Here is a 22,878-nt window from a genome sequence, read left to right as displayed (position 1 = left end):
GGATATATGATGAAATTTTTTAAAAGCGCATTGCCTGTTCTGCTGGTTTCCTGTGGACTGTTCGTTCAGGCTCAGGAGAAGCACAGCTGGAAGACCGCATCATCGGCAGGTTATGAGTACAGGTATGTAAGCAACGACCCGCTTAAGGCCAGGTTTTACACGCTTAAGAACGGCTTGACGGTGGTCCTGTCGCAAAATAATAAAGAACCAAATATTGTCTTCAGAATGGCGGTCCGCGCCGGCAGTAACACAGATCCGGCAAGCAGCACCGGACTGGCGCACTACCTGGAGCACCTGTTGTTTAAAGGAACAGACCGTTTCGGGACCCTTGATTATGGGAAGGAGAAACCTTTGCTGGACAAGATCACATCGCTTTACGAGACGTACCGGCAGACCGCAGATGAGACACGGCGGCAGGCGATTTACAAAGAGATCGATGCAGTTTCGGGAGCGGCTTCCAGGTACGCCATCGCCAACGAGTACGATAAACTGATGAAAACAATCGGGAGTTCGTCGACCAATGCCTACACATCTTCCGAGAAAACCGTCTATATTGAAGACCTTCCGTCAAATGCAGTCGACAAGTTCATCGCTGTACAGGCCGAGCGCTTTCGGTCTCCCGTATTCCGAATGTTCCACACGGAATTAGAGGCCGTTTACGAAGAAAAGAACAGGGGGCTTGACGATGATCGGAGCAAAATGTATGAAACGATGATGGCGGCACTGTTTCCCACGCACAATTATGGTCGGCAAACTACCATTGGCACCATTGAGCATCTGAAGAATCCCTCGCTTGTTGAAATCAAGGCGTATTATGAAAAATATTATGTTCCCAACAATATGGCGATCATCATGGCGGGCGACTTCGACTACGATGACTTGATCCGGAAAATTGATGAGGCTTTCCGATACATGGAAGCGAAAACATTTACGCCCTATGCGCCTGTTCCTGAAGCCGCCATATTAAGGTCAACCAGCATTGATATTTCTGGTCCGGGCGCAGAAGCTTTGCATGTTGGATACCGGGGCGGCGCTCAGAACACTTATGAAAGTATGCTCCTGAACCTGACCAGCAGGATCCTGGCCAACGGAAAGGCTGGGCTGATCGACGTTAATATCGCTCAGCAGCAGAAGATGATGGGTGCAGGGGCCAGCTATTACCAGAAAAAAGACTACAGTATGTTTGTGCTGACCGGCGCTCCGAAGGAAGGGCAAACCCTGCAGCAGGTGAAGGATTTGTTGTTGAGCCAGATTGACTTATTAAAAAGAGGTGATTTTGACGAGGGCCTGATCGCAGCAACAGTCGCCAATATGAAACTTTCGGAACTCCAGGATTTTGAAAGCAATGACACCCGCGCGGATAATCTGGTAGAAGCCTTTGTGATGAACAAGGGGCAGGAATGGGAAAAGATGCTAAGCGGGACCGATCTCATGTCTAAAGTTACAAAGCAGGAAATTGTAGCGTTTGCGAACCGGTTTTTTGCCGATAATTACGTTGCTGTATTTAAACACAAAGGCGCCCATGAAGACATGACGAAAATAAGCAAGCCGGAGATTACTGCGGTACAGACCAATGCTAATGAGGTGTCGCCTTTTGCTAAACGCATTGCCGACGCGCCGGTAAAGCCGATCTCGGCAAAATTTCTGGACTACAAGCGGGACCTGAGCTTTAGTAAAGCCGGGGCGGCCGAGATAATTTCCGTTAAAAACACCGAAAATGGGCTTTTTAGAATGACCTATCATTTTAATATGGGTGCACACCATAACAAGCTGCTCCCTTATGCGGCGGAATATCTCGCATTTCTGGGCACAGATAAATATTCTAGTGAGGAAATTAACAGGTTGTTTTATAACATGGCGTGCAGCTATAGTGTTATGGTAAGTAAAGAAAAGACCAGTATATCGATAGGGGGACTGCAGGAGAATTTTGACCAGGCGGTGGCTTTGCTTGAAAATCTGTTGTCAAACTGTAAGGTTGATGAACAAGCCTTGGCAAATCTTAAGGGCCGCAACCTTAAATCCCGTGACAATGCAAAGCTAAAAAAGGACCTGATCATGGCCGGACTGATGGATTATGCGCAGTATGGTGCAGATAATCCCTTCAATTATGTAATAACCAATGATGAGATCAGGAAATTAAAGGCGGAAGATCTGGTCGGGCTGCTTCATGGCCTGAATCAGTATGAGCACATCATTACCTATTATGGTCCCAATAGTGCCGCTTTATTTTCAAAGGAGATAGCCGGATTGCATCATTTACCCCGCAAATTCAGGGACACCCCGGTGGTGAAGAAATTTACATATAGCCCTTTAGCAGCGCCTAAAGTTTATTTTGCCAACTATGACATGGTTCAAACGGAGATCGCCTGGATACGCAACATCGAAGCATACAACCCCGAAAAAGCAGCAACCATCACTACGTTTAATAATTACTTCGGTGACGGGATGGGATCGCTGGTGTCACAGACAATCCGGGAGTCTAAGGCGCTAGCCTATTCGACTTATGCGATGGTTTGGACGCCCGACAGCAGGGAAAAGCAGGCTTATACCATCGCTTATGTAGGGTGTCAGGCTGATAAGATGAACGATGCGATGACGTCCATGAATGAGCTGATCAGCGATTTGCCTGTGTCTGAAAGCGGCTTTGCGCTGTCGAAGGCAAGCGTAATTAACCGGCTTGAGACGTCCCGCATTACGAACGATGGGATTATACGGGCATATTTTGCGGATAAAAAATTGGGGTATGCGAGTGATTCGCGAAAAGCGCAATATGAAGCCATGCAGTCGTTGACTTTAGATGATATCCGGAATTTTCACAAGCAGAAGTTATCTGGCAAGCCATACAATTACTGCGTTTTGGGTGCTGAAAAAAACGTTAATCAGGACACGCTGAAAAAATACGGTGAGGTAAAGCAACTGACACTTGAACAAATATTTGGCTATTGAAGTGTGGATATTTAAACGGGATGATATGCTAAAAGCACCTGCTTTTTGTCGCAGTCAAAACTTCGAAGTTTGACAGGATTGGCCCATCTCTATGTGAACAAATAAGTAACATGAATATAGGCCAACCTTGCATCAAAAACAATCAGGGCTTATCTTAACTTGCAGCTTATAATTTGCTTCAGATTAAACAGTTAATGATGAATTGTTATTAATCTTCTAACTTTCTGATAATGTCTTCGGCTTTACTTAACGCGCTATTGTATTTTTTGAATACCCAGTGATCAAAATAGTAGAGGAATGGAAAGCCTACAGAATATATATACCAAATGAAAGTAGACTTAAACAAATCTTTTCCGCTCATTAACTTACCTATAACCGGCAAAATCGTTACGAATAATAATGCACCGAGGCACATACTAAGCTTTTGGACGTTTATAAAATGCATTTTGTTTTTGTTATACGCTGATAGTGTTTGCTTATAATTGTTTGTCGAAACATCGAAAGACTGAATCTTAAAAACTGCCCTTATGGATATCACCGGCATTAGTATCAGCATGATTGCGGAAACTATCCCGCACATCATTAAATACCATGGTTCAAGTTTATGCATGCCGCTGACAATAAAAAACAATGCAACACAGCAAACAACGGCGCCTGTAATTTCCGGGAATTTCATTTTATTAATTTTATTTGTGTAATTGATTTCTGTCATTTTAATTATTTTAGAATCGGCCAATTTTTTCTGGTTGTCAATTTTGCCGGACATTTCTTTCCATTGGTTTTCTAGTTCTTTAAATTCCATTGCCTGCTTTATTTAAATTTATTTGTGAAATTAGTTTTTGCTTAATCCGGCCTATGCGGGTTCCAATATTTGTAATTGTAAAGCCTGTGATCATAGCAATTTCATCGTGGGCCTTTCCTTCAAGGTAAAGGAAGATGATTCCCCTCTCGATATCGTTCAGTCTTTTAATCTGGGCAAACATCATGTCGTACTGATCCTGCTTAGATTCATCAATTATCTCTGGTCTATTTAGCAGAGTTTCGTCCAGTGAAACCTTATGCGCTTTCTTTTTTCCCTTATCCAAGTAGTGTATTCCAGTATTTAGCGCAATCCGGTACATCCAGGTCGTGATTTTGGATTCGTTCCGAAAAGATGAAAAGCTTTTCCATAATTGATAAACGATATCCTGAAACAGATCCTGCTCATCTTCAAAACTGTTAGAATACATTTTGGAAACTTTGTAAATAAGACCATCGTTTTCACGAATGATTTCTATAAACCTGATTTTAGTTTCACCCGAATTATAAGACATATCCAATATGTGTGAGTGGTGGATCAAAAATCACAGATTAGTTTAAATATTTTTGTTTTTTATTTTAAGTTATGCAAAAAGTAGCCAGTTTCGGCAGTTTTAAGGAAAAAGGCTTTTTACATAAATACTTGTCTTTGAATCGAATGTGGCTAAAGGAGAACCGTACTTGTTTCCGGATTTACTGGTACATGGCATCGACTATTTTTGGATAAATAATAGGGGCGAATACAAACTTTGGATAACGCATTCATTCCTTGTTCTCACAGATCATGAACAGTCATATTGTTTGTTTTTCTTTGCGTTTACTGTCAGTAAACAATCAGATATTGTAAACAAAGTTGATTTGTGAATCTTTCATCATAAATATTTGGCATTTTGAATACAACACAATACATATCTCACGACATCTGCAGAAATTTAATGAAGCACTAAAATCCGTTTCAGATTAAATTTATCAAAGACTTTTGGTACCAGGAGGTCAAGGCAAACGTTGTAAATAAGTTTAGCACAGCAAGAACCATAGATCAATGTGATCAAATTTACCATCTTTAAAATAGAAAAGAAAGGCATCATCATAGTCATGCTTTATGGGAATGCGGTATCTGACGACGCTAGTATCTCCGGTTTGTTCCGGACGGACATTAGGAAAGAGCTTCTCGAACTCGGCAGTTTTGGTTTGTGAATTTAATTTGATCCGATGGGATGGAATGATCACCGTATTACTTGCTGATGCTGCATTGACTAACAACACCATGTGCCCATTGGTAGCGTATTCTGCTGTATTTACGGACATTGTGGTGATTTGACCATCGTAGTTTTTGAATGTGCCGTGTTGCTGGTCGTATGGGCCATAAGTCTTGATCATCCAATCTCTATCTATACTATCGAAAGGGCTACCACATTCCCAAACTGATTTTTTAACATTGCTCTGTCTGGGATAGATTTTATAAAACTGATGGATTGTTAACTGCGGACTGTTTCCATTTATAAGTATGGTATTCAGCGGCAATGAGTCGAGTAAGTAGGGATGGGGAGGATATTCTTTTGCCTGTGCTTGCACCTTATCAGGCTGATTAATTGCCGGTCGCATTGCATCGTGACCTTTAGTTGTTTTAGTTGATGGCTCAGTGTCGGCAGTGCAGCCGATAACAATGAATAGCAACGTTACGACAATTGATATTTTCGTTTTCATCACACAAAGTTAAAGTACTTGATGAATACTCGTAGTATTAAAAAACACCAGCATCGGACTACCGAATTGGCAATGTAACAGCGGCTGGTGCAGTTTGTCAGTACAATCCAGCGCCTTTATGATTTATTATCTTTATGAATACTGATTTTTAACTGATCGGATGAGCATGGATTAGCACGAAGCCATGCCACACGCTGTACTCCAGTGTAGCTGCCATTGATCCATTTCTTCACATCAGTACGTTCAAGTATCGCGGGCATCCGATCATGGATTGCTGACATGGCCGAATTTGGCGGCATGGTGATCATGGTAAAGGTAGGGAGGAGTATACCTGTTTTGATGTCGAACCAAATGTCCCATAAACCAGCAATGTAAAAGGGCTGACCGTCCTTGCGCTCGATCCGGTAGCTTCGTTCCTGTTCCTTATTATATTCAAAAAAAGCCTGAATTCGTACTACGCAGTGTTTCCTGCCAATCAAATCCTGCCACAGAGGAGCCAAGAATAAGGATTCGATACGGGCATGTCTGTTTTTGCTATGGATCTTGTCGTCGTCAATAGACAGCAGTCCCCAGCGGTATTGCTGCACTTTATCGGGAAGGGCATCTGTTACGACAGGCAGCATAGAGCCTGGATTGCCTGCTGAGTTATTTTTTGCGGTGTAGGAACCGCCATCGCGTTTGATGATTTTAATATCCTTTTGTTCTCCAATTTCAACGTGTCCACACATAGCTAAAAAGATTTAATACGTAAAGCTAATAATTTTAGTAAAAATATACAAATTGCTGGCAGCTTGTTACTTATCGCGTAACAATGATTTCTGCCCAATTGGTCGTATACTGTCTGCTGAGATAATCCTGTTTCATTTTCCAGGTTTTGTCAAATCCCTCCACACCTAGCCTCAGCGTCCCTCTACCATAACGATCATTGATCTGGTCCAGCAGTTTAGAAATCTCCTGCTTGCGGCTATTGTCATATTCATTGAAAAGATTATTCTGTACTTCACCTTCCGGTATGATCCCTGTTGCACGCACGCCTGTCTTCAGGTAATTGTAACCCGGTTGCCAGATTGCCCGTAATGCCTGCACGCATACCTGGGTTAGTTCATGCACACTATTGGCGGCGAAAGGAATTTTTACGGTGAGGCTGGGGTAATACTGGTCATGCTTTACATTGTGTTTATTGGTACGCAGATAAACGGTGAGGTTCAGTGCCATGCTTTTTTGTTGTCTCAATTTTAAAGCTACTGTGCCAGCATGCATGGCTACAGCTTCTTCCACCTTTTCGAGGGTAGTTTGGTAAGTGTTGAAACTCTGACTGGATTCTATGCCTTTTGAGCGCTCTGCCACATCTTTGATCACATTGCATGGAATCCCCCAAAGTTCCTGATGTAGCCGCCATCCTTGAACAGTCATTTGCTTTCGCACAAAATCCGCTTTGAGCGATCTGAAATCATGGGCGGTTTGGATATTGATTTCCCTTAGCTTGTTATAGTAAGCCATACCAATTCCCCAGACATCTTCAATCGGAAAGGTTTGCACCATTGCATTGATTTTTTCTTCCGTATCTAACACCATAAAATTACGACCTTGCTTTTTGGCGGCTTTATTGGCCAGCTTAGCCAAGGAGAGGGTAGGACCCACACCTACAGTAATTGGCAATCCGGTGTCACGAAAAACATTATTGCTGATGGTTGCTGCATGCTGACTAAGGTCAATGCCTTTAATATTACCCAAGGCCATGAAAGCCTCATCTATGCTATAGACCATCAGCGTATAGGTATACCTTGCCAGATTATTCATCAGCCGGGCGCTCATATCCGCATACAGCGCATAATTGCTGCTAAAGATGACTGCATTACTTTCTTTTAACCTTTCGCGCACTATAAATTCGGCATCGGCCATCTTGATGCCGATCGCTTTTGCCTCGTTGCTCCGGGCAATCACGCAGCCATCGTTGTTACTCAATACCACAACGACGCGGCGTTCCAGCTCCGGGCGGAACAGCCTTTCACAGCTTACATAGCAGTTATTGATGTCAACATGCGCAAACACGGGTGTACCTCCCTATCTTATGTGCTGGCTGGAGAACCGGATTAAGTGTTAAAGTGACTACACCCCAGCAACTCCATGATTCACCATCTTCTATAGTCACACTTTGTTCTTCAGTTTGGGCTTTAAGTATCAATTTGCTATGCTCTGGCATATATTGCCGGGTATAAAATTCGCCTTCGTGAAAAAAGACAACAATGCTACCGGGCACCGGCTTTAGCGTCCGGTCGATCACCAGGATATGGTCTTTAAGTATGTGATAGCCGGTCATGGCCTCACTACCCATTCTCATATAAAATGTATTGTCGGGATCTATGACAATGATTTCTGAAACATCCAGATCCGGTTCCTCGTGTGTTAACATGGGAAGTCTGAACCCTAATACATCTCTCTTCTGACGGTGCTTCCTGAACTTTAGCATACAATTGATAATTGAGTTTTCAAAGATAGGTAACGCAGGGTGTGTTTTGCTAATATTTTTAGTATAATTCGCAAACAATTTAGGAATGAATACAGATAGAGCTACTTATTAGCGGCTACTTAAAGTCTGCGGGCAACGTGTACTAAAAACTCCCTCTTCTCGAAGAAAAGGGAGTTTTTAGTAACCAAGAAATGATGATGAATTTCGTTATCTAAAAGCCATACATGCCGCCGCTAACTGAAATTTGTTCTCCTGTGATCCAAGCCGCATCATCAGATGCCAGGAATACAGCAGCTTTTGCAATATCATTTGGCTGGCCTCTGCGGCCAAGAGGGGTATTGGCAATAAACATCTTTTCATAATAACTCCCTGCGGTTACACCTGCACTCGTCGCACCTTCCGTTTCGGTCGCGCCGGGTAGTATGGAATTCACGCGAACGTTCCTTGAACCCAATTCTTTAGACAAAGAAATGGTAATCGCATCCAGTGCAGCCTTGCTGGCGGAATATAACGAAGCAGCAGGCAGCGGCATTTTGCTTGCACCAGAGCTGATGTTGATGACATTACCAATTCTCAATGCCGAACTTAAGTATATGCTCTAAGCCATCTTCACTCACCCAGTAATTGCGTAAGCAGCCCTTCATGATATAACAAACATGATGATTTATATCTCCCTCTTGTAGTAAGTATTGCTGTTTACGAAGTCTCTTGAAAATACAAACCTGCTGTATCTGCTGCAGTTCCTCTTCCGTTAGGTCAGCTTTATCCTGTAAATATCTGGCGAATACATCAAACATGTTAGGGTAATTAACACTAAAGTTTTTAAATAAAAAAATTAAATACCACATAAATCATGTTTCCTGGCGACAGGCGCTATAATAGCAGGAGTATGGAAGCTGTAAATTTAGCTTCCATACTCGCTGATGTTGAAAAATTATTTAGCCAGATAAGTCATACCACCATCAACAAGCAGTTCAGCTCCAAGTAGGAAAGAAGAATCGTCGGAAGCCAGGAAAACGGCCGTTTTGCCTATGTCAGATGGTTGGCCAATCCGGCCAATCGGCATCGTACCTGCAAAGTGTGTTTTCAGCGCTTCGATTTGTTCGGCCGGAACGAACTTATCGAAGGCTGGTGTATCTGTGGTACCTGGCGTGATGACATTTACCCTGATCTTTCTGTCTAGCAGATCATTTGAAAAGCTTTTTGCCAAAAATATAACAGCAGCTTTTGCAGCGCCATAAAGGCCAAATGATGGATAAGCCCGATGTGCAGCATTTGAACCAATAAGAATGATGGAGCTTCCATCCGCCATATATGGTAGGGCTTTTTGGACAGTGAAATAAACGCTTTTAAGGTTAAGATCCATTGTCTTATCGTAGTCTGATTCACTTATGTCGGCAACTGTGCCTGTCGTTCCTGCACCAGCATTGGCCACTAAAATATCTATTTTACCAAATTGCTCGGATGTATTTCTCATCATGCGCTCCAGGTCGCCAGGATTGGTTACATCCCCATTGATCGCAATGAACCCGTCTCCCAACTGAGATGCAGCCCGCTTCAAGGTTTCCTGATTTCTACCCACAATAGCTCCCGAAGCACCCGCATTTTTGAATGCTTCCGCGATGCCAAACCCGATGCCGCTGTTTCCACCTGTAATTACGGCTACTTTGTTCTTTAATTTACTCATGATCTTTTGTATTTATTTACTCCAAAGATGTAGCTTGCCGGGTGGCTAAATCTTACCAAAAGTCATTAAATACGCTTACCAATGATCAATCTATTTTAAGGAATTCTTTCGTATCCGGCTCAGACTTTCCGGTGTTAAACCCAGGTATGAAGCAATCAGGTTTTGCGGGAACCGCTGTAGGAAGTGCGGAAAATCGTGGATAAATTCATGGAAGCGTTCTTCTCCGGTCCGGCTGATGGATGATTGCATTCTCTTTTGGGCAGCTATGGTGTTATTCTGGCTGAGCACGTTTTGCATGGCTGCAAAAGATGGGATAGGCTTTATATATTCCTCAACCACCGCGTTGGTGATCTGTAAAATCTCCATGTCTTCAAGTGCTTCTATGTTGTAGCGGCTTGGTGTTAACTTATAAAAGCTCTCAAAGTCGGCCAGCCACCAGTCTTCGACACTCAGTCTGAGAATATGCTCATTTCCTTTTTCATCTACTGTAAATGTCTTTGCTGCGCCTTTGGTGATAAAGCCAGTGTATTTACATACATCTCCCTCTTGCAAAAAGTACTGTCGCTTCCGAAGCTTTTTTGGTTTGAAATGTGTATAGAAGATCTTTTTTTCATCCGCTGACAACGTGATACCTGAAAGGTGTTCGGTGTAATTATAAAGTGCTTCGAAATTGGCGGTCATTAAAATATGGTAAAAGTTCAAAAAAAATTACTTCATAAATTATGGAAAATTGCTTGAGTGAAGCCATCACAAATATAAATCATAATGTGCATAGTTTTTGTGATGATGTTAACGATACCATGCCAACGATTGAATTAGCTGAAATTCCAGGAGCGTGATGGTGCAATGTACCGCAATAGCGACGCAATCTTCCGTAGTCTTCCGCAGTTATCATCTGATTATTAGTTTGTTATATTTTATGTTTCTACATTCGTTCAACGAGTTCGGAGAAACATCTGGTTTGAAGAACTTGAATGAACAGATTTATTAACAATTAAATTTTAAGACTATGTCAATTATTGAACATGGAGCGATCGGAGGGTTCTCCGGTAAAACTGGACCGGTAGTCGGTGCCAGGGTAAGAGGTCAGGATACGATGAGGGCCAAGCCCCGCAAGTCCACAAAACCTAAAACACTTAAACAACTGGTTCAGCAGGCCAGGTTTAAAGTAATCACAAGCTTTATTACCAAAGCTCAGGGGATTTTCAAAATCGGATACCAGGAAAATACTGGCAAACTAACGCCTTACAACAAGGCTTTCCAGTACCATGACGAGCACGCGGTGATGGGTGCCTATCCTGACTTTAAAATCGATTATGCTAAAGTCAAATGGACGGATGAAAACAGGTACCTCTGGTTGCAAATGATGATGGAAGAGGTGGTCACACCTTTACCGCTCTACAAGGTAAAGATAGACTGGACTAATATCCAAGCTGGTGATGTAGACAAAACCAATGGAACTGATGTTGCGAAGTTTTTGTTTTACAGCCCAACGAGGGACATGTATATCCTTGCACCGGATGTGACAAGGTCTACAGAAACAGTCACCGCAACATTACCAAGGCTGTTCGCCGAGTCGGACATCCACGGTTGGGTGTTCTTTGTTTCGGCAGATGGACAGGAGCTTTCTGCAACCACCTATCTGGGCTTAATTAAACTGCAGGCCTAAACACCGGTAAACTGGCAGTGCAGCACTGTGCTGCCAGCTTACCTCTTCAAATCGAACCTTACACTTAAATCTTTTGTTATGAATACAAGAGTCGCCGGGCCCTGGGAGTCAATTAATAAAGCTTTCTTCTTGTTAGTGAAAGGAAGCTTTCCATCGTATAACACAATTTATGCGCGATGAGGTCTTTTTGTTTATTATGATAGAGGAATTTGGATATTTCACTAGCGGATAGCGTGCCAAGCACTTCAGTACCTTCAAAAACCATGAATCTATGCGTGCCGCTTTTGCACATGATCCGGACTGCATCGATAAGGAGTTGCTGAGCTTGAATTGGTGTAACAATGTCGTCTATGCCTAAGGGTAGTCGATCCTCGCTTGATTCGGGCATTTCCAAGTTCTCAATCATAATTAGGAATTTTGAGTATATTCATCAATCACAAGGAATGTCATATTTTTTCTCAGTTTTGATATGGCGTAATAACTCGTCAATTAACTGCTAACCGCTTTTTGCTTAATTATGTCGAATTGATGTTCCTTTTATTGAGCCCCAACTCGCCAAAAGCATTGTTAGACAAATCTGCCTGGTTATGTCCCTTATTTTTACGTAAAGCTCCACATTTATCACGCTGAGATCTTTGCATAAAATCACAAAAAAGTTGTATAATTTACAGAAATTGAAAGAAAAGGTAACTTAGAGTTGATCTTCGTAGCCGCTCTTGATCACGGTGGAAATCATTTTAAACTGCTGCGAGGCATTGAATGAGTGGAGGGCGTGAGCAGGAATGATAATTCCCTGTCCGAGAGACAGTTTGAAACGCTCTCCTTTAATTAACAAATCTGCTGTTCCGTCAATGATCTGGATAAAATTGTCAAATGGCGAACTTTTTTCCTCCAGCTCCTCGCCAGCGTCGAAAGAAGAAACGGTTACATTCCCACTGGCTTTTTTTATGATGGTCCTGCTTAGTACAGCATTTGGTATATATTCGATGATCTCAACGATGATATGCGCTTTTGATTTCTCCAGCTCAGCTTTAAAATTGTTGTCTTGCATATGATGTGTTCGGATAATGCCGTTTGCAAAGGTGCTGATTAAAAGTTGTAGAATGGTATGAATTAATCATATTTTATACTTACAAATCTTCTCTGGCCTTTAACCGCTTATCCTTCATTTGTTTGAAAAAGGAGGGAGTCAACCCTGTTACTTTTTTAAATTGCCTGGAAAGGTGGGATACACTGCTGTAATCGAGTTGGTTCGCGATTTGGGTCAGGGTGAGTTTATCGTAGATCATTAGTTCTTTCGCGCGTTCTATCTTATGTGCAATGATAAACTGCTCAATGGTGGTTCCTTTAAATTCTGAGAAAAGATTGGATAAGTAATTGTATTCGTAGTTGAGTTTGGAGCTGAGATAATCTGAGAAATTGACTTTAATCGGAATCTCATTATAGTGTACCATCTCGACAATAATGTTTTTTATTTTTTCAATCAGGATGCTCTTCTTATCTTCCATGAGCTCAAGTCCATAGGTTTGTAATACAGACTGAAGTTGTTGATATTGCTGATTGCTCAGGTCTTCCAGAATCTCTACTTCACCAAGTTCAACGACAGTGAAATGCAGGCCCATGTTTGTCAACTCTGACTTGACTATCATTTTGCAGCGCAGGCTTACCATATTCTTGATTAGCAACTTCATCGTCTTCTAATTGGTTACATGTTTGTCTGTTATCAGGTGTTGACCTACGATTGCTGCTATACAGGTTGAAGAAAACGTGAAGATGTCGTGGCTGTTCCCTTATTCAAATGTAAAAAAAAGTTATAACATTTATTTATTATGTATAGCATGTTGTTTAAGCAATTTACAAAAAAAATAAACATCTTTCCTGCTATATATGACATTGGAATACCATTAATTGTACAAATAGGCATCCTAAAATGATGTAAATTTGCATCAAACAATTCAACATGTTTAGGCATCAGGGGGAAAGCAGGTACGTATTCCCATAATCTCAGGTTAGCGTCCATTTTATCCGGAGTTGCAGGTCTTGTAAACATTAGCGGAGTTTTAGGAGTAGGTACTTTGACGACCAATGTTACCGGTCATTTCGCGTACTTCTCAGAACAGCTTTTTCTGGAGAATTACAGCACTTCTTTAGTGTATTTATCCTATATCATCTTTTTCCTGTTGGGTTCCTTTGTTTCCGGGCTATTCGTAGAATGGGGTGCCAGGAACAAGCCTTATAATGCGTATATCATTCCGATTTTAATTGAAATATTCATATTGATATCCATCAGTCTAAGTCCTGTTCAAATGAAGAATGAACAATTGGTTCATTTGATGTTCATCCCCGCAGGACTGCTTTTTGCGATGGGGCTTCAGAATGCCCTGGTTACAAGGGTGTCACAATCGGTGGTAAGGACAACGCACCTCACCGGACTTTTTACAGATTTGGGAATTGAGCTTTCACAGTTGTTTTTTTACCGTGACAAAGAGGATCAACGGACGTTGCGAAGGAGTCTGTTTTTAAAATTAATGATCATTGGGTTTTTCTTCCTGGGCGGGATCATTGGGGGCATTTGCTACCGCCATTTTGCATTAAAGACATTATTGCTTCCTGGTGCGCTTTTATTGTTTGCATTATGGTACGACAGACTTCTGTTTCGTTATTACAGTCTGAAGCGAAAATTCCGCTAGCGGAATTTTCGCTTTAAATGTAGAGGAGCAGATGCTGTGCTTCAATTAATCTGAAGCATCAGCTCTTCTTTCCATAGGTTTTCAGAAAGACCTCAAGCGGGGCAGCTTGAGCTTTATTTTTCAGGCGGTATTTCAGTTTTCCTGACTTGTCCAGTTCGTCATTAATGTTTTCAAAGATAAAAGGAACCACTTCTTTGCCGTTTTGATCGATCAGCCCGTAATAGTAACTACTGCCATCGGGTGTGCGGATGCCTGCGATGTAATGATCTTTTATTTCAAAAAATGGACTTATAAATTCATATTTAAATGGCGTTAACAACTTCAGGTTTTTATCTGTTAAAGCTTTCTTTCTTTTGTCGTCTTCGGCAACGAAAAGCAATGGGTATTTGGTCTCAGATGCGATAAACTCGTTAATGGTCTGTATACTTTTTATTCCATGGTTGGGCAGCCGCTTAAAGTTTAGATCATATAGCTCATCAACATCGGAGTTTTTATGCGCAATGATAAATGTTCCATATTTGTCAAAACCATGGTACTCAAAAGGCAAAATCACTTTAGTACGATTCAATACCACGCCAACTGCCGGTGCATCCTCAATCGATTTTTCGAAAACATCGTACCCAGGCTTTAAGGTTTGTAAATAATTCTGATACTGTGGCAAGGCAACCATTTTTTTTCCAGCCATATCTAACCACTGTAGTTGATCATCGATGATAAAATAATCGTTTCCAGCTTGCTGGAGGTTGTCGAACTTTGCAGGTATAATTTTCTCGCCATCTTTATTGGACACTCCATATGTTATACCCTTACCTTTTTCGTATGTGTTATAAATGATATTCGGTTGATTTACATCGAAGTATTTCGGCGTTGAGCGATGGTTGTTGAACTTTACCATGTTGGTCTGACGAAGGTCATTAAATTTTGTGGCTACAAAAACTTCAATCTTTTTTATGTCATCTGGAAATTCTACGAATACAAATTCATTTTCAGCGGCAATAACGTTTTTCCCTTTCTCCGCGATCTCTTCGTAGAAAGGTATATCGCCAAGTTCTTTAATTCGTTTCTCAGTTAAACCGGAAAAGTAGCTGTTAAATTCCGCCATATGGTGCCTCGCCGTTAACTGGTTCTGATTGATCTTAGTTAGTATCTGTTTGGCTTCATTTGCATCATTGGTTTTAAGCACAGCTGAAAAGATATCCAGTAGATTCTTTAAGTTGCTTTTAACATCTTTCCTGATTTCAAGAATTGGGGTCGAGCTTAAAGCGTTGCTGTTCATCCTGAAATTCTGATCATTATAACCCTGATACCCAATAATAGCGCTGTAAATCTCAACTGGTATTTTTAGTTTGACTATGTTGTCTTCAATTGATTCGACTTCAATCGTTTGATTTTTATATTGTTTAATTTTTTGTGATTTCTCAATGCTGAATTTTTCAAATTCTAAAGGGAGTTTTAAGCTGATTTCGGTTTCTATGCTATCAATACGCTTGAGTCCAATGTCTTTTCCTGCGAGTTTCTTGCCTTTGAAAAAGTAGCCTTTTTCAACCGTTTCTATTGATTGCTCAAAGGGCTTAAATAGGCTATCCCCTTCTTTATGATCATTATACCCGCTTTCGAATTCAAATCTATTTGCAGCATATAACTTCAATTTATCCTCCTGGTAGCTTTCGTTAAAATCCTGATTAAAATACAATTGTCTGGAATAATCTTTAAAAGCCTCAGTAATCTTCGATACATTGTTGTTGAGGATGAATTCAGGCTCTGATTTTTGCACACCACTTTTTTGACCAGATGAAAAGTGTGATGTCAGCTGCATAGTAAAGGTGGCGGTTTTGATCAACTTGTTGAGCAGGACGGTATCTTTTTTTAATTGATCTTTAAGGTCACCAAGCTTCATCGCTTGTAGAGAAGCGATATACTCTTTTGCCTGCCTGGTTTTTTCAGGACTTTGTCCGCCGCAGGAATTCAAAAATAAACCTGCAATAAAGAGAACAAGCGTTAAGTTATACTTCATTTTTGCTTTTCCGACATGCTTCAAAAATCCTGCCATTGCCTGCTATGGATAAGCCTGACGGTAGGAGACCTTCTGAGATTTTCGCTTCCAGTCAAGCGCTATATTAATGAAACTTACGTGTATATAAAAATGTCTAGGCGTCTTATTTAGACTAATTATTGAATAAGCTATTGAAAATGATTCTAAATAGATATATTTGCGAACGCTAATGAAGCTATACAATGCTATAGTGATAGCCGGGAAGATTATAAAATAACTAAGCTTTGAAAATTAAATCGTTGATCCGCCTATCATTGCGGACTTTGGTGATCTTCGGATCAATCGTTAATTCCTCCGCAGTTCATGCTGAAGTCTCAGTTGCTCACGTTGATACAAGATATAATATTGGACCAGTTGTCATTAGTTCACAGCAACGTCCGGTGATCAGGGGTCAGGTGATTGATGAATCAGGAGTGCCAATGTCTCACGTTACCTTATTCGTTAAAGGCCCGAACATTTCGGCAGAAACAAACAAGGATGGAAGGTATACGATCTCGTTAGAGAAAGAGGGGAGTTATGAAATCTTCCTGCGGTCTGTAGGTTACGTTACTCAGTATAAGAAGGTCGTCCTGGCAAAAGGGGAGCAAAAGTCTTTAGACTGGAAGCTGCTACCAGATGAACAATCATTGAACCAAGTGACTGTGGCTGGTAAAACCGAAGCTAAAAAGATCAAAGATCAGGGTTTTAATGTTGATATTGTCGATGCCAAAAGGCTATATAATAGTTCTGCCGATCTAAATCAAGTACTCAACCGCCTGCCGGGCGTGCGTGTACGCGAGGATGGGGGACTTGGATCGGGTTTCAGTTTCTCCCTGAACGGTTTCAGCGGGAAACAGGTGAAATTCTTCCTTGATGGTATCCCCATGGATAATTTTGGTTCTTCTTTAACGCTAAACAACCTGCCAACAACTATGGTCGAGCGTGTGGAAGTGTATAAGGGCGTGTTACCGGTTACCCTCGGCGGAGATGCCTTAGGTGGTGCGGTGAACCTGGTAACCAGGGATAATCCCCAGTTTCTGGATGTTTCTTATGGTTATGGATCTTTTAATACCCATAAAGCCTCTGTTGTTGGTGCTTATACGGATAAAAAATCTGGTTTTACCTTAAGGGCAAATACCTTCTTCAATTACTCGGATAACAATTATAAGGTTGATGTAGCACCGGTAAACCTCTCAACTGGTATCGCTGGGCCAATCCAGGAGGTGGAAAGATTTCATGACAATTATTCTTCTGTCGGTGGACAGGTAGAAGCCGGTTTGACCGGTAAATCTTTTGCCGACAAATTATTGATTGGCATCATTGCCGCTGGCAACGAAAGAGATATACAGACCGGTGTAACCATGGACCAGGTTTTTGGTGCGCGGACGGCGAATAGCCATTCTTTTATCCCGACCTTAAAATATAAGAAGGCGAACCTTTTTACTGAAGGGTTGACGGCAAGTGTGTATGCGGCATACAACATGACCAGAAATAATTTTATTGACACTACAGCGCTAAGATACAACTGGTTACAGGAATCCGTTTATAAGGAAGCAGCGGAGCTGAGGCGTACGCAATTGAAAAACCGTGACAATGACGGGCTGGTTACAGCCAACCTTTCTTATCAGCTCAATGAACATCATTCTTTATCTTACAACTACGTCCTGACCAGTTTTGATAGAAAATCAAGTGACGTGGAAGATCCTGATAATTATACTTTTAACCTTACACAAAGTCTGCGTAAACAGAATATGGGACTGGCGTGGCAGGCGAATTACCAAGGGTTTACCGCTACTGCTTTCAGCAAGTTATATCTCCTTCACGGAGAATCGTTTGAAAATGTATCGACAACTACGCAGGCTGATTACCAGCCTATATCTCAGAACAAACAATATGTGGGTTATGGGATGGCCTCTGCCTATTATCTTTTACCGCGTTTGCAGGTGAAGGCATCTTATGAGCGGGCTTACCGTCTTCCGGAAGCATCGGAATTTCTTGGGGATGGGCTTTACTATCTTGCCAATTCCGCGATAAAACCAGAGCGCAGCCATAACTTCAACCTGGGAGCTCTTTTCAGTCAACCTCTCCCAGATGAAAGCAGACTGGATGTGGAAGGTAATTTTATCTATCGCAAAGCGGAAGACTACATCAGGGTAGATCAGGCCAGACTAGCACCGGTAGGCAATAGGTATATTAATGTTGGAAAGGTTACCACAACAGGTGGGGAGGCTGAGGTCCGGTATACCTGGAAAAATAGAATCTTCGCCAGTGTCAATGCCACCTATCAAAATATAACAGACAGAACCGAATTTAATTCAAATACAAACCTGGGTGGGACAGTGGTAACCAGAAACCTGGGGTATGGTTACAAGGTACCTAATATTCCATATTTCTTTGGTAATGTAAATCTGGGTACTAAATTTAACGACCTAGGCATTCAACACAATACGCTGAGTGTAAACTACGCTCTTAATTTCGTTGAAAAATACTACCGTACGTTGGAACACCTTGGGCTTAATAACCAGGACATCATTCCCCGTCAAACATCCCATGACCTGAGTGCAGATTATGCGATGGCCAAGGGCAAATATACGGTGTCACTGGAAGGCCGTAATTTAACCGATAATGACCTTTTCGATAATTACCGTTTGCAGAAACCAGGCCGGTCATTTTTTGTCAAACTTCGCTATTTCATAAACAAGTAATATATATTAATTAAATAAGAAATGAAAACAATTAGACAATCTTTGAGTGCAGTGCTGTTGGCTGCCCTTACAATAGCTGTAACTTCATGTAGCAAAGACAAAGTCAGCAATGAAGAAATAACAGGTGACAAAGTGTATGTCCTGGGGCTGGGTGTTACAGCCAATGGGGAAAGCACCAATTATGTGTTGCCTACCAACGACCTGATGAATGGGACCTTATCGCTAGTGGGTAAGGGGTTACTTCAGGAAGGATACCGTGACTATGTGAAGATCGGAAGTTTCTTCTTCAGCATCGGCGGACTTGGGGTAACAGCTGTTGATGGTTTATATCTTGATGCATCTAATAAGATTGCAACTAGAACAGGGCTGAATTTCGGTCGTGCTGCAGATGAGTTGAAAGATTTGGATGGCACAGGTAAGTCCATGTTGGTGGTCAATATGCCAGGTAGTGAAACTGAAGGTACAAATGCAGAATTTGTAACTGTTGATGTGGCTTCAAACGCCATTACAAAAAGGGTAAATGTGCCGATGCAATCGGTATCTCCAATAAATGGTACAGACTGGTGGAGGAACTCGGGTATTGTGGTTCGTGGTAACCAGGCATTCCAAACGTTCTTCGCATTTGATAAAATTTCATGGGCAACTACTAAAACAAATGAAGTAACAGTGGCTGTTTACAGCTATCCTGATTTTCAGTTTCAGAAAGTGATCAGAGATACACGTGTGGGGCCGGCAGGAACATTTTTCATGCGCTCCGGGATTTTTATGACAGAATCTGGCGACATCTATACCGTGTCTCATAATGGCTACGGTTTCTCCCAGTCTACAAAAGATGCGGGTATCCTTAAAATTGCTGCTGGAAGCAGTGAGTTTGACCAATCATATTACTTCAATACTGCACAGGCTACCAATGGCGGAAGAATTGTACGTGCTGCTTATATTGGCAACAATAAGCTGTTTGCTCAGATCAGCACAGGTGCGCAGGCTAGTCAGTGGACCAGTGACAACCTGAAATTTGCAATCGTTGACCTTGTGACAAAACAAATCACTGCCGTAAGGAATTCACCTACGTATTCTGGTGCTGAAGATGTGTTATATGATGATGGTAAAGTATATGCTACCGCTGTTGTGAATAGCGTTAATAATATTTATCAGATTGATGTTGCAACGGCTACCGCTACAAAAGGAGCTATTGTTGATGCTACTTATGTTAAGTCCATCGCGAGATTAAAATAATAGTTTAATCTGCTTTTTGAACAACACCTCTTTTAAATCTGATTTAGAAGAGGTGTTGTTGCATTTGGGAGATTTTCGATTTTAGTCAAATTTTGGCTGTACACTTTTGAGCAAATCATGAGGATACCCTAACTGGATAGCACTGATTGCGTCCAGATGTTGTATATGCTCTGGACATAACTTTACTTCTAAAACTTTCAGACTTTCATTGAGTTGGGAAAGATCTCTGGCTCCAATGATGGGAAAGGCATTTTTAGTCAGTGTCCATGCCAGCGCCACTTGTGCCGGGCTGGCTTCAAGTTCAGCAGAGATCTGTTCCAGGGCATCAATAATGACCCTGGTCGTGTCGCTTTCTTTTTCACCATCTGGAGAAAGTACATTCAGGCGCCCCGACTGACCATGACGGTATTTCCCAGTCAACAATCCTCCTGCTAAGGGCGAATAAAACATTTTGCCCAATCCGAAATGATCGGCCATCCGGATTAATTCTCTTTCTGCTACTCTTTGCACCAGGTTATACTCGATTTGCAATGCAGCCAGTGGGAGCGTAGTTGCAATTGCAGCTGCTTTCCATGCAGGAAAATTGGCCAGTCCGGTAAAAAGAACTTTTCCAGATTTTACCAGGTCTTCCAGTCCGCGTACAATTTCATCTATTGGTGTGTATCCATCATCATAATGTGGCATATAGATGTCGATGTAATCTGTTTTTAGCCGCTTAAGGCTGGCTTCGATACCCTGTCTCATGGCTTTACGGTGGTTGCCGGAATTCTGAAAGGAAGGCTCTTTTTCACTGCTCCTGGTATACTTGGTGCAGATGATAAAGTTTTCGCGCTGACCAGCTAAGAACTTCCCGATGACTTCCTCCGCTTCTCCAAGTTGGTACTGATCGGCTATGTCAATAAAGTTGCCACCGGCATCGGTGTAGGTAGTCAGGATTTTTTCAATTTCCTCAGGACTGGCGCCATATCGACGTCGACTGCCAAAGTTTGCAGCGCCAAGTATCAGTTCGCTGGCAGGCAGGCCAGTATGTAATCCGAATAGTTTATTTTTCATCTTCCAAAGGTCGAAGGGTTATGCTGGAAAGTCAAGTATGGCTAAATTCAGCCCTATCGGATAAGACAATCTGATGACCTATATTTGGGGGTATGTACGAAAGAAAGATACCTGTCCAGCTTGAATGTGGCCTTCACCTGTTTATGGAAGTGATGAGCGGGAAATGGAAGATCGGCCTGATCTGGTGTATCTACTCAGGCATAAAAAGACCGGGAGCACTACACCGCCATATGCCTAAAGCATCAAGGCGTATACTGGACTCACAACTGAAACAGCTGCTCCAGCAAGGCATCATCTCCAAAATTACTTTCAATCAGTTGCCATTAAAGGTAGAATACGAATTGACGGAGTTGGGCAAGAGCCTGATTCCCGTGATCGAGGTGACTGCACAATGGGGAGAAACTCATCGTGAGGTATTAGAACCATTATTTCTCCCAGTCTGAATAATACCATGATAAAACCGAGTATATAAATTGCAAGCTATTGTGTGTTTTTATAGATACTATCATCGCGTTTACAACTCACCACTGCCTTGCAACAATTGGCGTGTTGAATAATAAGCATCGGATAAATCATTTTTTTCAAACAGTATGATCCGTATATTGTCAATTACTTGTTAATCTTCAATTTACAATCATGGAAAAGGCTAAAGATACCATCGTAACGTTAAGTGCTCATGAGGGCACGCATCTTGCCGTGGCTGGCGGGAATTACCGGGTGTTGATTTCGGGAGCAGAGACCGGCGGGGCATTTGCAACTATTGAGATGCATGTGCCTTCCGGTGGTGGTCCTGGGCCACATGCACATCCTGATTTTCAGGAATCTTTTTACGTGCTGGAAGGAGAGGTGGAGGTGCAGTCGGAAGAAGGAATATATACCGCTGGTAAGGGCAGTTACATTTCGATCCCAAAGGGTGGCATTGTACATGGTTTTAAGAACAAGTCTGATCATTTAGCAAAACTGCTTTGTGTGGTGGTTCCGTCAGGCCTGGAAGAAATGTTCCTGGAAATTGGTGTACCCGTTCGTGAAAATGAATTTCTGCCACCACCGCCTTTGGACGAGGAAGGTCTGAAGCATATCCAGGAAGTTGCGCAGAAATACGGACAGAAGATGTATCCTCCAGACTATTTTCTTAAAGGCTAGTAGTCTTTATACACTCGTTTTAACCATTCATTTTAAATACTCAATTTGACCCTTCATTTGATCACTCCTTTCTTTAAATCCTTTCGGCGGGCTGTTGAATGATCAGTATAGCGGATTTTATTGGCATGAAAGTAGTACCTGTCAGGTGTACTTAAAATTAATACCATGAAATTACCGGGATTGAATATGAGAAAAGTGAAGGCGGATCTTAAAACTGGTATCAGTGATCTGGCCACGGGAGGCTTTCAACAGATCTTCAAACACATTGACCAGCTTGGAATAAAAAAAGGGGTGGATAGCATGGGAATTGATAGGTTCATCAATCAATGTGCACTGATGGCCGCCGGCTCAGGCGTCATTACTGGTATCGGCGGACTGGGCACTGCGGTGATTGGTATGCCGCTTGATGTGATCAACTTAATCACCCAGCAGTTTAGGGTCACACTAGCCATTTCCTACCACACTACTGGTCGTTACAGCATTCGATTTGAGGATTTCTTTAAGATCGTGGCCTCGTCTGTAAAAGCAGATGCCAAGCTGGCCATCTCCAAAAATATTATGGAAGAAGTTGCTGAGAAAATTCTGATGGGGATAGGGTCAAGAGCCGCCAGACGACTGGTGCCCGTGGTTGGTGCGGTGATTGGTGGGACGGTAAATTATCTTTTCATCAAACGCGTGGCGGAAGAAGTTAAGGTGGAATGATGATGAAGACATACCTGAATGCAAAATGAAAATCTAAGGC

At 42.0% G+C, this 22,878-nt stretch carries 22 protein-coding genes; 8 read left to right on the top strand and 14 right to left on the bottom strand.

The window, feature by feature from the left end; genetic code table 11:
• Positions 1-6 precede the first annotated feature (6 nt).
• Entirely contained in the window at positions 7-2,946 is a 2,940-nt protein-coding gene (locus PBAL39_RS13395; RefSeq protein WP_232282953.1) for a pitrilysin family protein, read from the top strand.
• A gap of 208 nt (positions 2,947-3,154) precedes the next feature.
• On the opposite strand, the gene PBAL39_RS13390 is transcribed toward PBAL39_RS13395, so the two are convergent.
• The 9 genes from PBAL39_RS13390 to PBAL39_RS13345 all read right to left on the bottom strand — a co-directional run bounded on the left by PBAL39_RS13390 (position 3,155) and on the right by PBAL39_RS13345 (position 10,289).
• Positions 3,155-3,748 (bottom strand): hypothetical protein, encoded by a 594-nt coding sequence (locus PBAL39_RS13390; RefSeq protein ID WP_008242288.1) that lies wholly within the window; start codon positions 3,746-3,748, stop codon positions 3,155-3,157.
• A complete protein-coding gene (locus PBAL39_RS13385) occupies positions 3,738-4,259 on the bottom strand; it encodes an RNA polymerase sigma factor (RefSeq protein WP_008242286.1) in 522 nt (173 codons plus the stop codon). The genes PBAL39_RS13390 and PBAL39_RS13385 overlap by 11 nt, the downstream gene beginning before the upstream one ends.
• A gap of 502 nt (positions 4,260-4,761) precedes the next feature.
• Positions 4,762-5,451: a hypothetical protein gene (locus PBAL39_RS13380; RefSeq protein ID WP_008242284.1), complete on the bottom strand. Its 690-nt coding sequence runs from the start codon at positions 5,449-5,451 to the stop codon at positions 4,762-4,764.
• Positions 5,452-5,567: 116 nt separating this feature from the next.
• Positions 5,568-6,179, bottom strand: a complete 612-nt coding sequence (locus tag PBAL39_RS13375) for an SOS response-associated peptidase family protein (RefSeq protein ID WP_008242282.1) — start codon at positions 6,177-6,179, stop codon at positions 5,568-5,570.
• 70 nt (positions 6,180-6,249) lie between these two features.
• Entirely contained in the window at positions 6,250-7,503 is a 1,254-nt protein-coding gene (locus tag PBAL39_RS13370; protein ID WP_008242281.1) for a Y-family DNA polymerase, read from the bottom strand.
• Positions 7,487-7,921 (bottom strand): LexA family transcriptional regulator, encoded by a 435-nt coding sequence (locus PBAL39_RS24690; protein ID WP_008242278.1) that lies wholly within the window; start codon positions 7,919-7,921, stop codon positions 7,487-7,489. The genes PBAL39_RS13370 and PBAL39_RS24690 overlap by 17 nt, the downstream gene beginning before the upstream one ends.
• A gap of 211 nt (positions 7,922-8,132) precedes the next feature.
• On the bottom strand, positions 8,133-8,498 hold the full coding sequence (locus PBAL39_RS13360) for an SDR family NAD(P)-dependent oxidoreductase (RefSeq protein WP_008242277.1): 366 nt from the start codon (positions 8,496-8,498) through the stop codon (positions 8,133-8,135).
• A gap of 357 nt (positions 8,499-8,855) precedes the next feature.
• A complete protein-coding gene (locus tag PBAL39_RS13350) occupies positions 8,856-9,608 on the bottom strand; it encodes an SDR family NAD(P)-dependent oxidoreductase (RefSeq protein ID WP_008242275.1) in 753 nt (250 codons plus the stop codon).
• A 90-nt stretch (positions 9,609-9,698) separates the two neighbouring features.
• The gene (locus tag PBAL39_RS13345; protein ID WP_008242274.1) at positions 9,699-10,289 is read right to left on the bottom strand and encodes a Crp/Fnr family transcriptional regulator; all 591 of its coding nucleotides are present in this window, start codon (positions 10,287-10,289) and stop codon (positions 9,699-9,701) included.
• A 328-nt stretch (positions 10,290-10,617) separates the two neighbouring features.
• On the opposite strand from PBAL39_RS13345, the gene PBAL39_RS13340 reads away from it, so the two are divergent.
• A complete protein-coding gene (locus tag PBAL39_RS13340) occupies positions 10,618-11,277 on the top strand; it encodes a DUF6266 family protein (protein WP_008242273.1) in 660 nt (219 codons plus the stop codon).
• Between the two features lie 112 nt (positions 11,278-11,389).
• Here PBAL39_RS13340 and PBAL39_RS13335 read toward each other — a convergent pair whose 3' ends face one another.
• From PBAL39_RS13335 to PBAL39_RS13325, 3 genes are all read right to left on the bottom strand, one after another.
• Positions 11,390-11,683, bottom strand: a complete 294-nt coding sequence (locus PBAL39_RS13335; RefSeq protein ID WP_008242272.1) for a hypothetical protein — start codon at positions 11,681-11,683, stop codon at positions 11,390-11,392.
• A gap of 285 nt (positions 11,684-11,968) precedes the next feature.
• Positions 11,969-12,328, bottom strand: coding sequence for a cupin domain-containing protein (locus PBAL39_RS13330; RefSeq protein WP_008242271.1), 360 nt, complete (start codon positions 12,326-12,328; stop codon positions 11,969-11,971).
• A gap of 79 nt (positions 12,329-12,407) precedes the next feature.
• Positions 12,408-12,968: an AraC family transcriptional regulator gene (locus PBAL39_RS13325; RefSeq protein WP_008242270.1), complete on the bottom strand. Its 561-nt coding sequence runs from the start codon at positions 12,966-12,968 to the stop codon at positions 12,408-12,410.
• Positions 12,969-13,247: 279 nt separating this feature from the next.
• On the opposite strand from PBAL39_RS13325, the gene PBAL39_RS13320 reads away from it, so the two are divergent.
• Complete coding sequence (locus tag PBAL39_RS13320) at positions 13,248-13,967, top strand: YoaK family protein (RefSeq protein WP_157274021.1); 720 nt, start codon at positions 13,248-13,250, stop codon at positions 13,965-13,967.
• A gap of 58 nt (positions 13,968-14,025) precedes the next feature.
• Here PBAL39_RS13320 and PBAL39_RS13315 read toward each other — a convergent pair whose 3' ends face one another.
• Positions 14,026-15,615, bottom strand: coding sequence for a WG repeat-containing protein (locus PBAL39_RS13315; RefSeq protein WP_198139820.1), 1,590 nt, complete (start codon positions 15,613-15,615; stop codon positions 14,026-14,028).
• A gap of 629 nt (positions 15,616-16,244) precedes the next feature.
• Between PBAL39_RS13315 and PBAL39_RS13310 the strand changes: the two genes are divergently transcribed.
• Together PBAL39_RS13310 and PBAL39_RS13305 are read left to right on the top strand one after the other, a co-directional pair.
• The gene (locus PBAL39_RS13310; protein WP_157274019.1) at positions 16,245-18,704 is read left to right on the top strand and encodes a TonB-dependent receptor; all 2,460 of its coding nucleotides are present in this window, start codon (positions 16,245-16,247) and stop codon (positions 18,702-18,704) included.
• A 21-nt stretch (positions 18,705-18,725) separates the two neighbouring features.
• On the top strand, positions 18,726-19,940 hold the full coding sequence (locus PBAL39_RS13305) for a DUF4374 domain-containing protein (RefSeq protein WP_008242266.1): 1,215 nt from the start codon (positions 18,726-18,728) through the stop codon (positions 19,938-19,940).
• A gap of 81 nt (positions 19,941-20,021) precedes the next feature.
• On the opposite strand, the gene PBAL39_RS13300 is transcribed toward PBAL39_RS13305, so the two are convergent.
• Complete coding sequence (locus PBAL39_RS13300; protein WP_008242265.1) at positions 20,022-20,993, bottom strand: aldo/keto reductase; 972 nt, start codon at positions 20,991-20,993, stop codon at positions 20,022-20,024.
• 92 nt (positions 20,994-21,085) lie between these two features.
• Between PBAL39_RS13300 and PBAL39_RS13295 the strand changes: the two genes are divergently transcribed.
• The 3 genes from PBAL39_RS13295 (at position 21,086) to PBAL39_RS13285 (ending at position 22,838) form a co-directional block, all read left to right on the top strand.
• Entirely contained in the window at positions 21,086-21,436 is a 351-nt protein-coding gene (locus tag PBAL39_RS13295; RefSeq protein WP_008242264.1) for a helix-turn-helix domain-containing protein, read from the top strand.
• A gap of 193 nt (positions 21,437-21,629) precedes the next feature.
• Entirely contained in the window at positions 21,630-22,136 is a 507-nt protein-coding gene (locus tag PBAL39_RS13290; RefSeq protein ID WP_008242263.1) for a cupin domain-containing protein, read from the top strand.
• A gap of 165 nt (positions 22,137-22,301) precedes the next feature.
• Complete coding sequence (locus PBAL39_RS13285) at positions 22,302-22,838, top strand: hypothetical protein (RefSeq protein WP_008242261.1); 537 nt, start codon at positions 22,302-22,304, stop codon at positions 22,836-22,838.
• Positions 22,839-22,878 lie beyond the last annotated feature (40 nt).

Origin of the sequence: Pedobacter sp. BAL39 (assembly GCF_000170795.1) — a bacterium.
Classification (GTDB): domain Bacteria; phylum Bacteroidota; class Bacteroidia; order Sphingobacteriales; family Sphingobacteriaceae; genus Pedobacter.
This window is presented reverse-complemented; position numbering and strand designations above follow the sequence as displayed.

What these genes read in the sequence shown, in the direction of transcription:
- PBAL39_RS13395 (WP_232282953.1), top strand. Translation starts at nt 7, where the DNA reads ATGATGAAATTTTTTAAAAGCGCATTGCCTGTTCTGCTGGTTTCCTGT.
- PBAL39_RS13390 (WP_008242288.1), bottom strand. Translation starts at nt 3,748, where the DNA reads ATGGAATTTAAAGAACTAGAAAACCAATGGAAAGAAATGTCCGGCAAA.
- PBAL39_RS13385 (WP_008242286.1), bottom strand. Translation starts at nt 4,259, where the DNA reads ATGTCTTATAATTCGGGTGAAACTAAAATCAGGTTTATAGAAATCATT.
- PBAL39_RS13380 (WP_008242284.1), bottom strand. Translation starts at nt 5,451, where the DNA reads ATGAAAACGAAAATATCAATTGTCGTAACGTTGCTATTCATTGTTATC.
- PBAL39_RS13375 (WP_008242282.1), bottom strand. Translation starts at nt 6,179, where the DNA reads ATGTGTGGACACGTTGAAATTGGAGAACAAAAGGATATTAAAATCATC.
- PBAL39_RS24690 (WP_008242278.1), bottom strand. Translation starts at nt 7,921, where the DNA reads ATGCTAAAGTTCAGGAAGCACCGTCAGAAGAGAGATGTATTAGGGTTC.
- PBAL39_RS13350 (WP_008242275.1), bottom strand. Translation starts at nt 9,608, where the DNA reads ATGAGTAAATTAAAGAACAAAGTAGCCGTAATTACAGGTGGAAACAGC.
- PBAL39_RS13345 (WP_008242274.1), bottom strand. Translation starts at nt 10,289, where the DNA reads ATGACCGCCAATTTCGAAGCACTTTATAATTACACCGAACACCTTTCA.
- PBAL39_RS13340 (WP_008242273.1), top strand. Translation starts at nt 10,618, where the DNA reads ATGTCAATTATTGAACATGGAGCGATCGGAGGGTTCTCCGGTAAAACT.
- PBAL39_RS13335 (WP_008242272.1), bottom strand. Translation starts at nt 11,683, where the DNA reads ATGATTGAGAACTTGGAAATGCCCGAATCAAGCGAGGATCGACTACCC.
- PBAL39_RS13330 (WP_008242271.1), bottom strand. Translation starts at nt 12,328, where the DNA reads ATGCAAGACAACAATTTTAAAGCTGAGCTGGAGAAATCAAAAGCGCAT.
- PBAL39_RS13325 (WP_008242270.1), bottom strand. Translation starts at nt 12,968, where the DNA reads ATGAAGTTGCTAATCAAGAATATGGTAAGCCTGCGCTGCAAAATGATA.
- PBAL39_RS13305 (WP_008242266.1), top strand. Translation starts at nt 18,726, where the DNA reads ATGAAAACAATTAGACAATCTTTGAGTGCAGTGCTGTTGGCTGCCCTT.
- PBAL39_RS13300 (WP_008242265.1), bottom strand. Translation starts at nt 20,993, where the DNA reads ATGAAAAATAAACTATTCGGATTACATACTGGCCTGCCTGCCAGCGAA.
- PBAL39_RS13295 (WP_008242264.1), top strand. Translation starts at nt 21,086, where the DNA reads ATGTACGAAAGAAAGATACCTGTCCAGCTTGAATGTGGCCTTCACCTG.
- PBAL39_RS13290 (WP_008242263.1), top strand. Translation starts at nt 21,630, where the DNA reads ATGGAAAAGGCTAAAGATACCATCGTAACGTTAAGTGCTCATGAGGGC.
- PBAL39_RS13285 (WP_008242261.1), top strand. Translation starts at nt 22,302, where the DNA reads ATGAAATTACCGGGATTGAATATGAGAAAAGTGAAGGCGGATCTTAAA.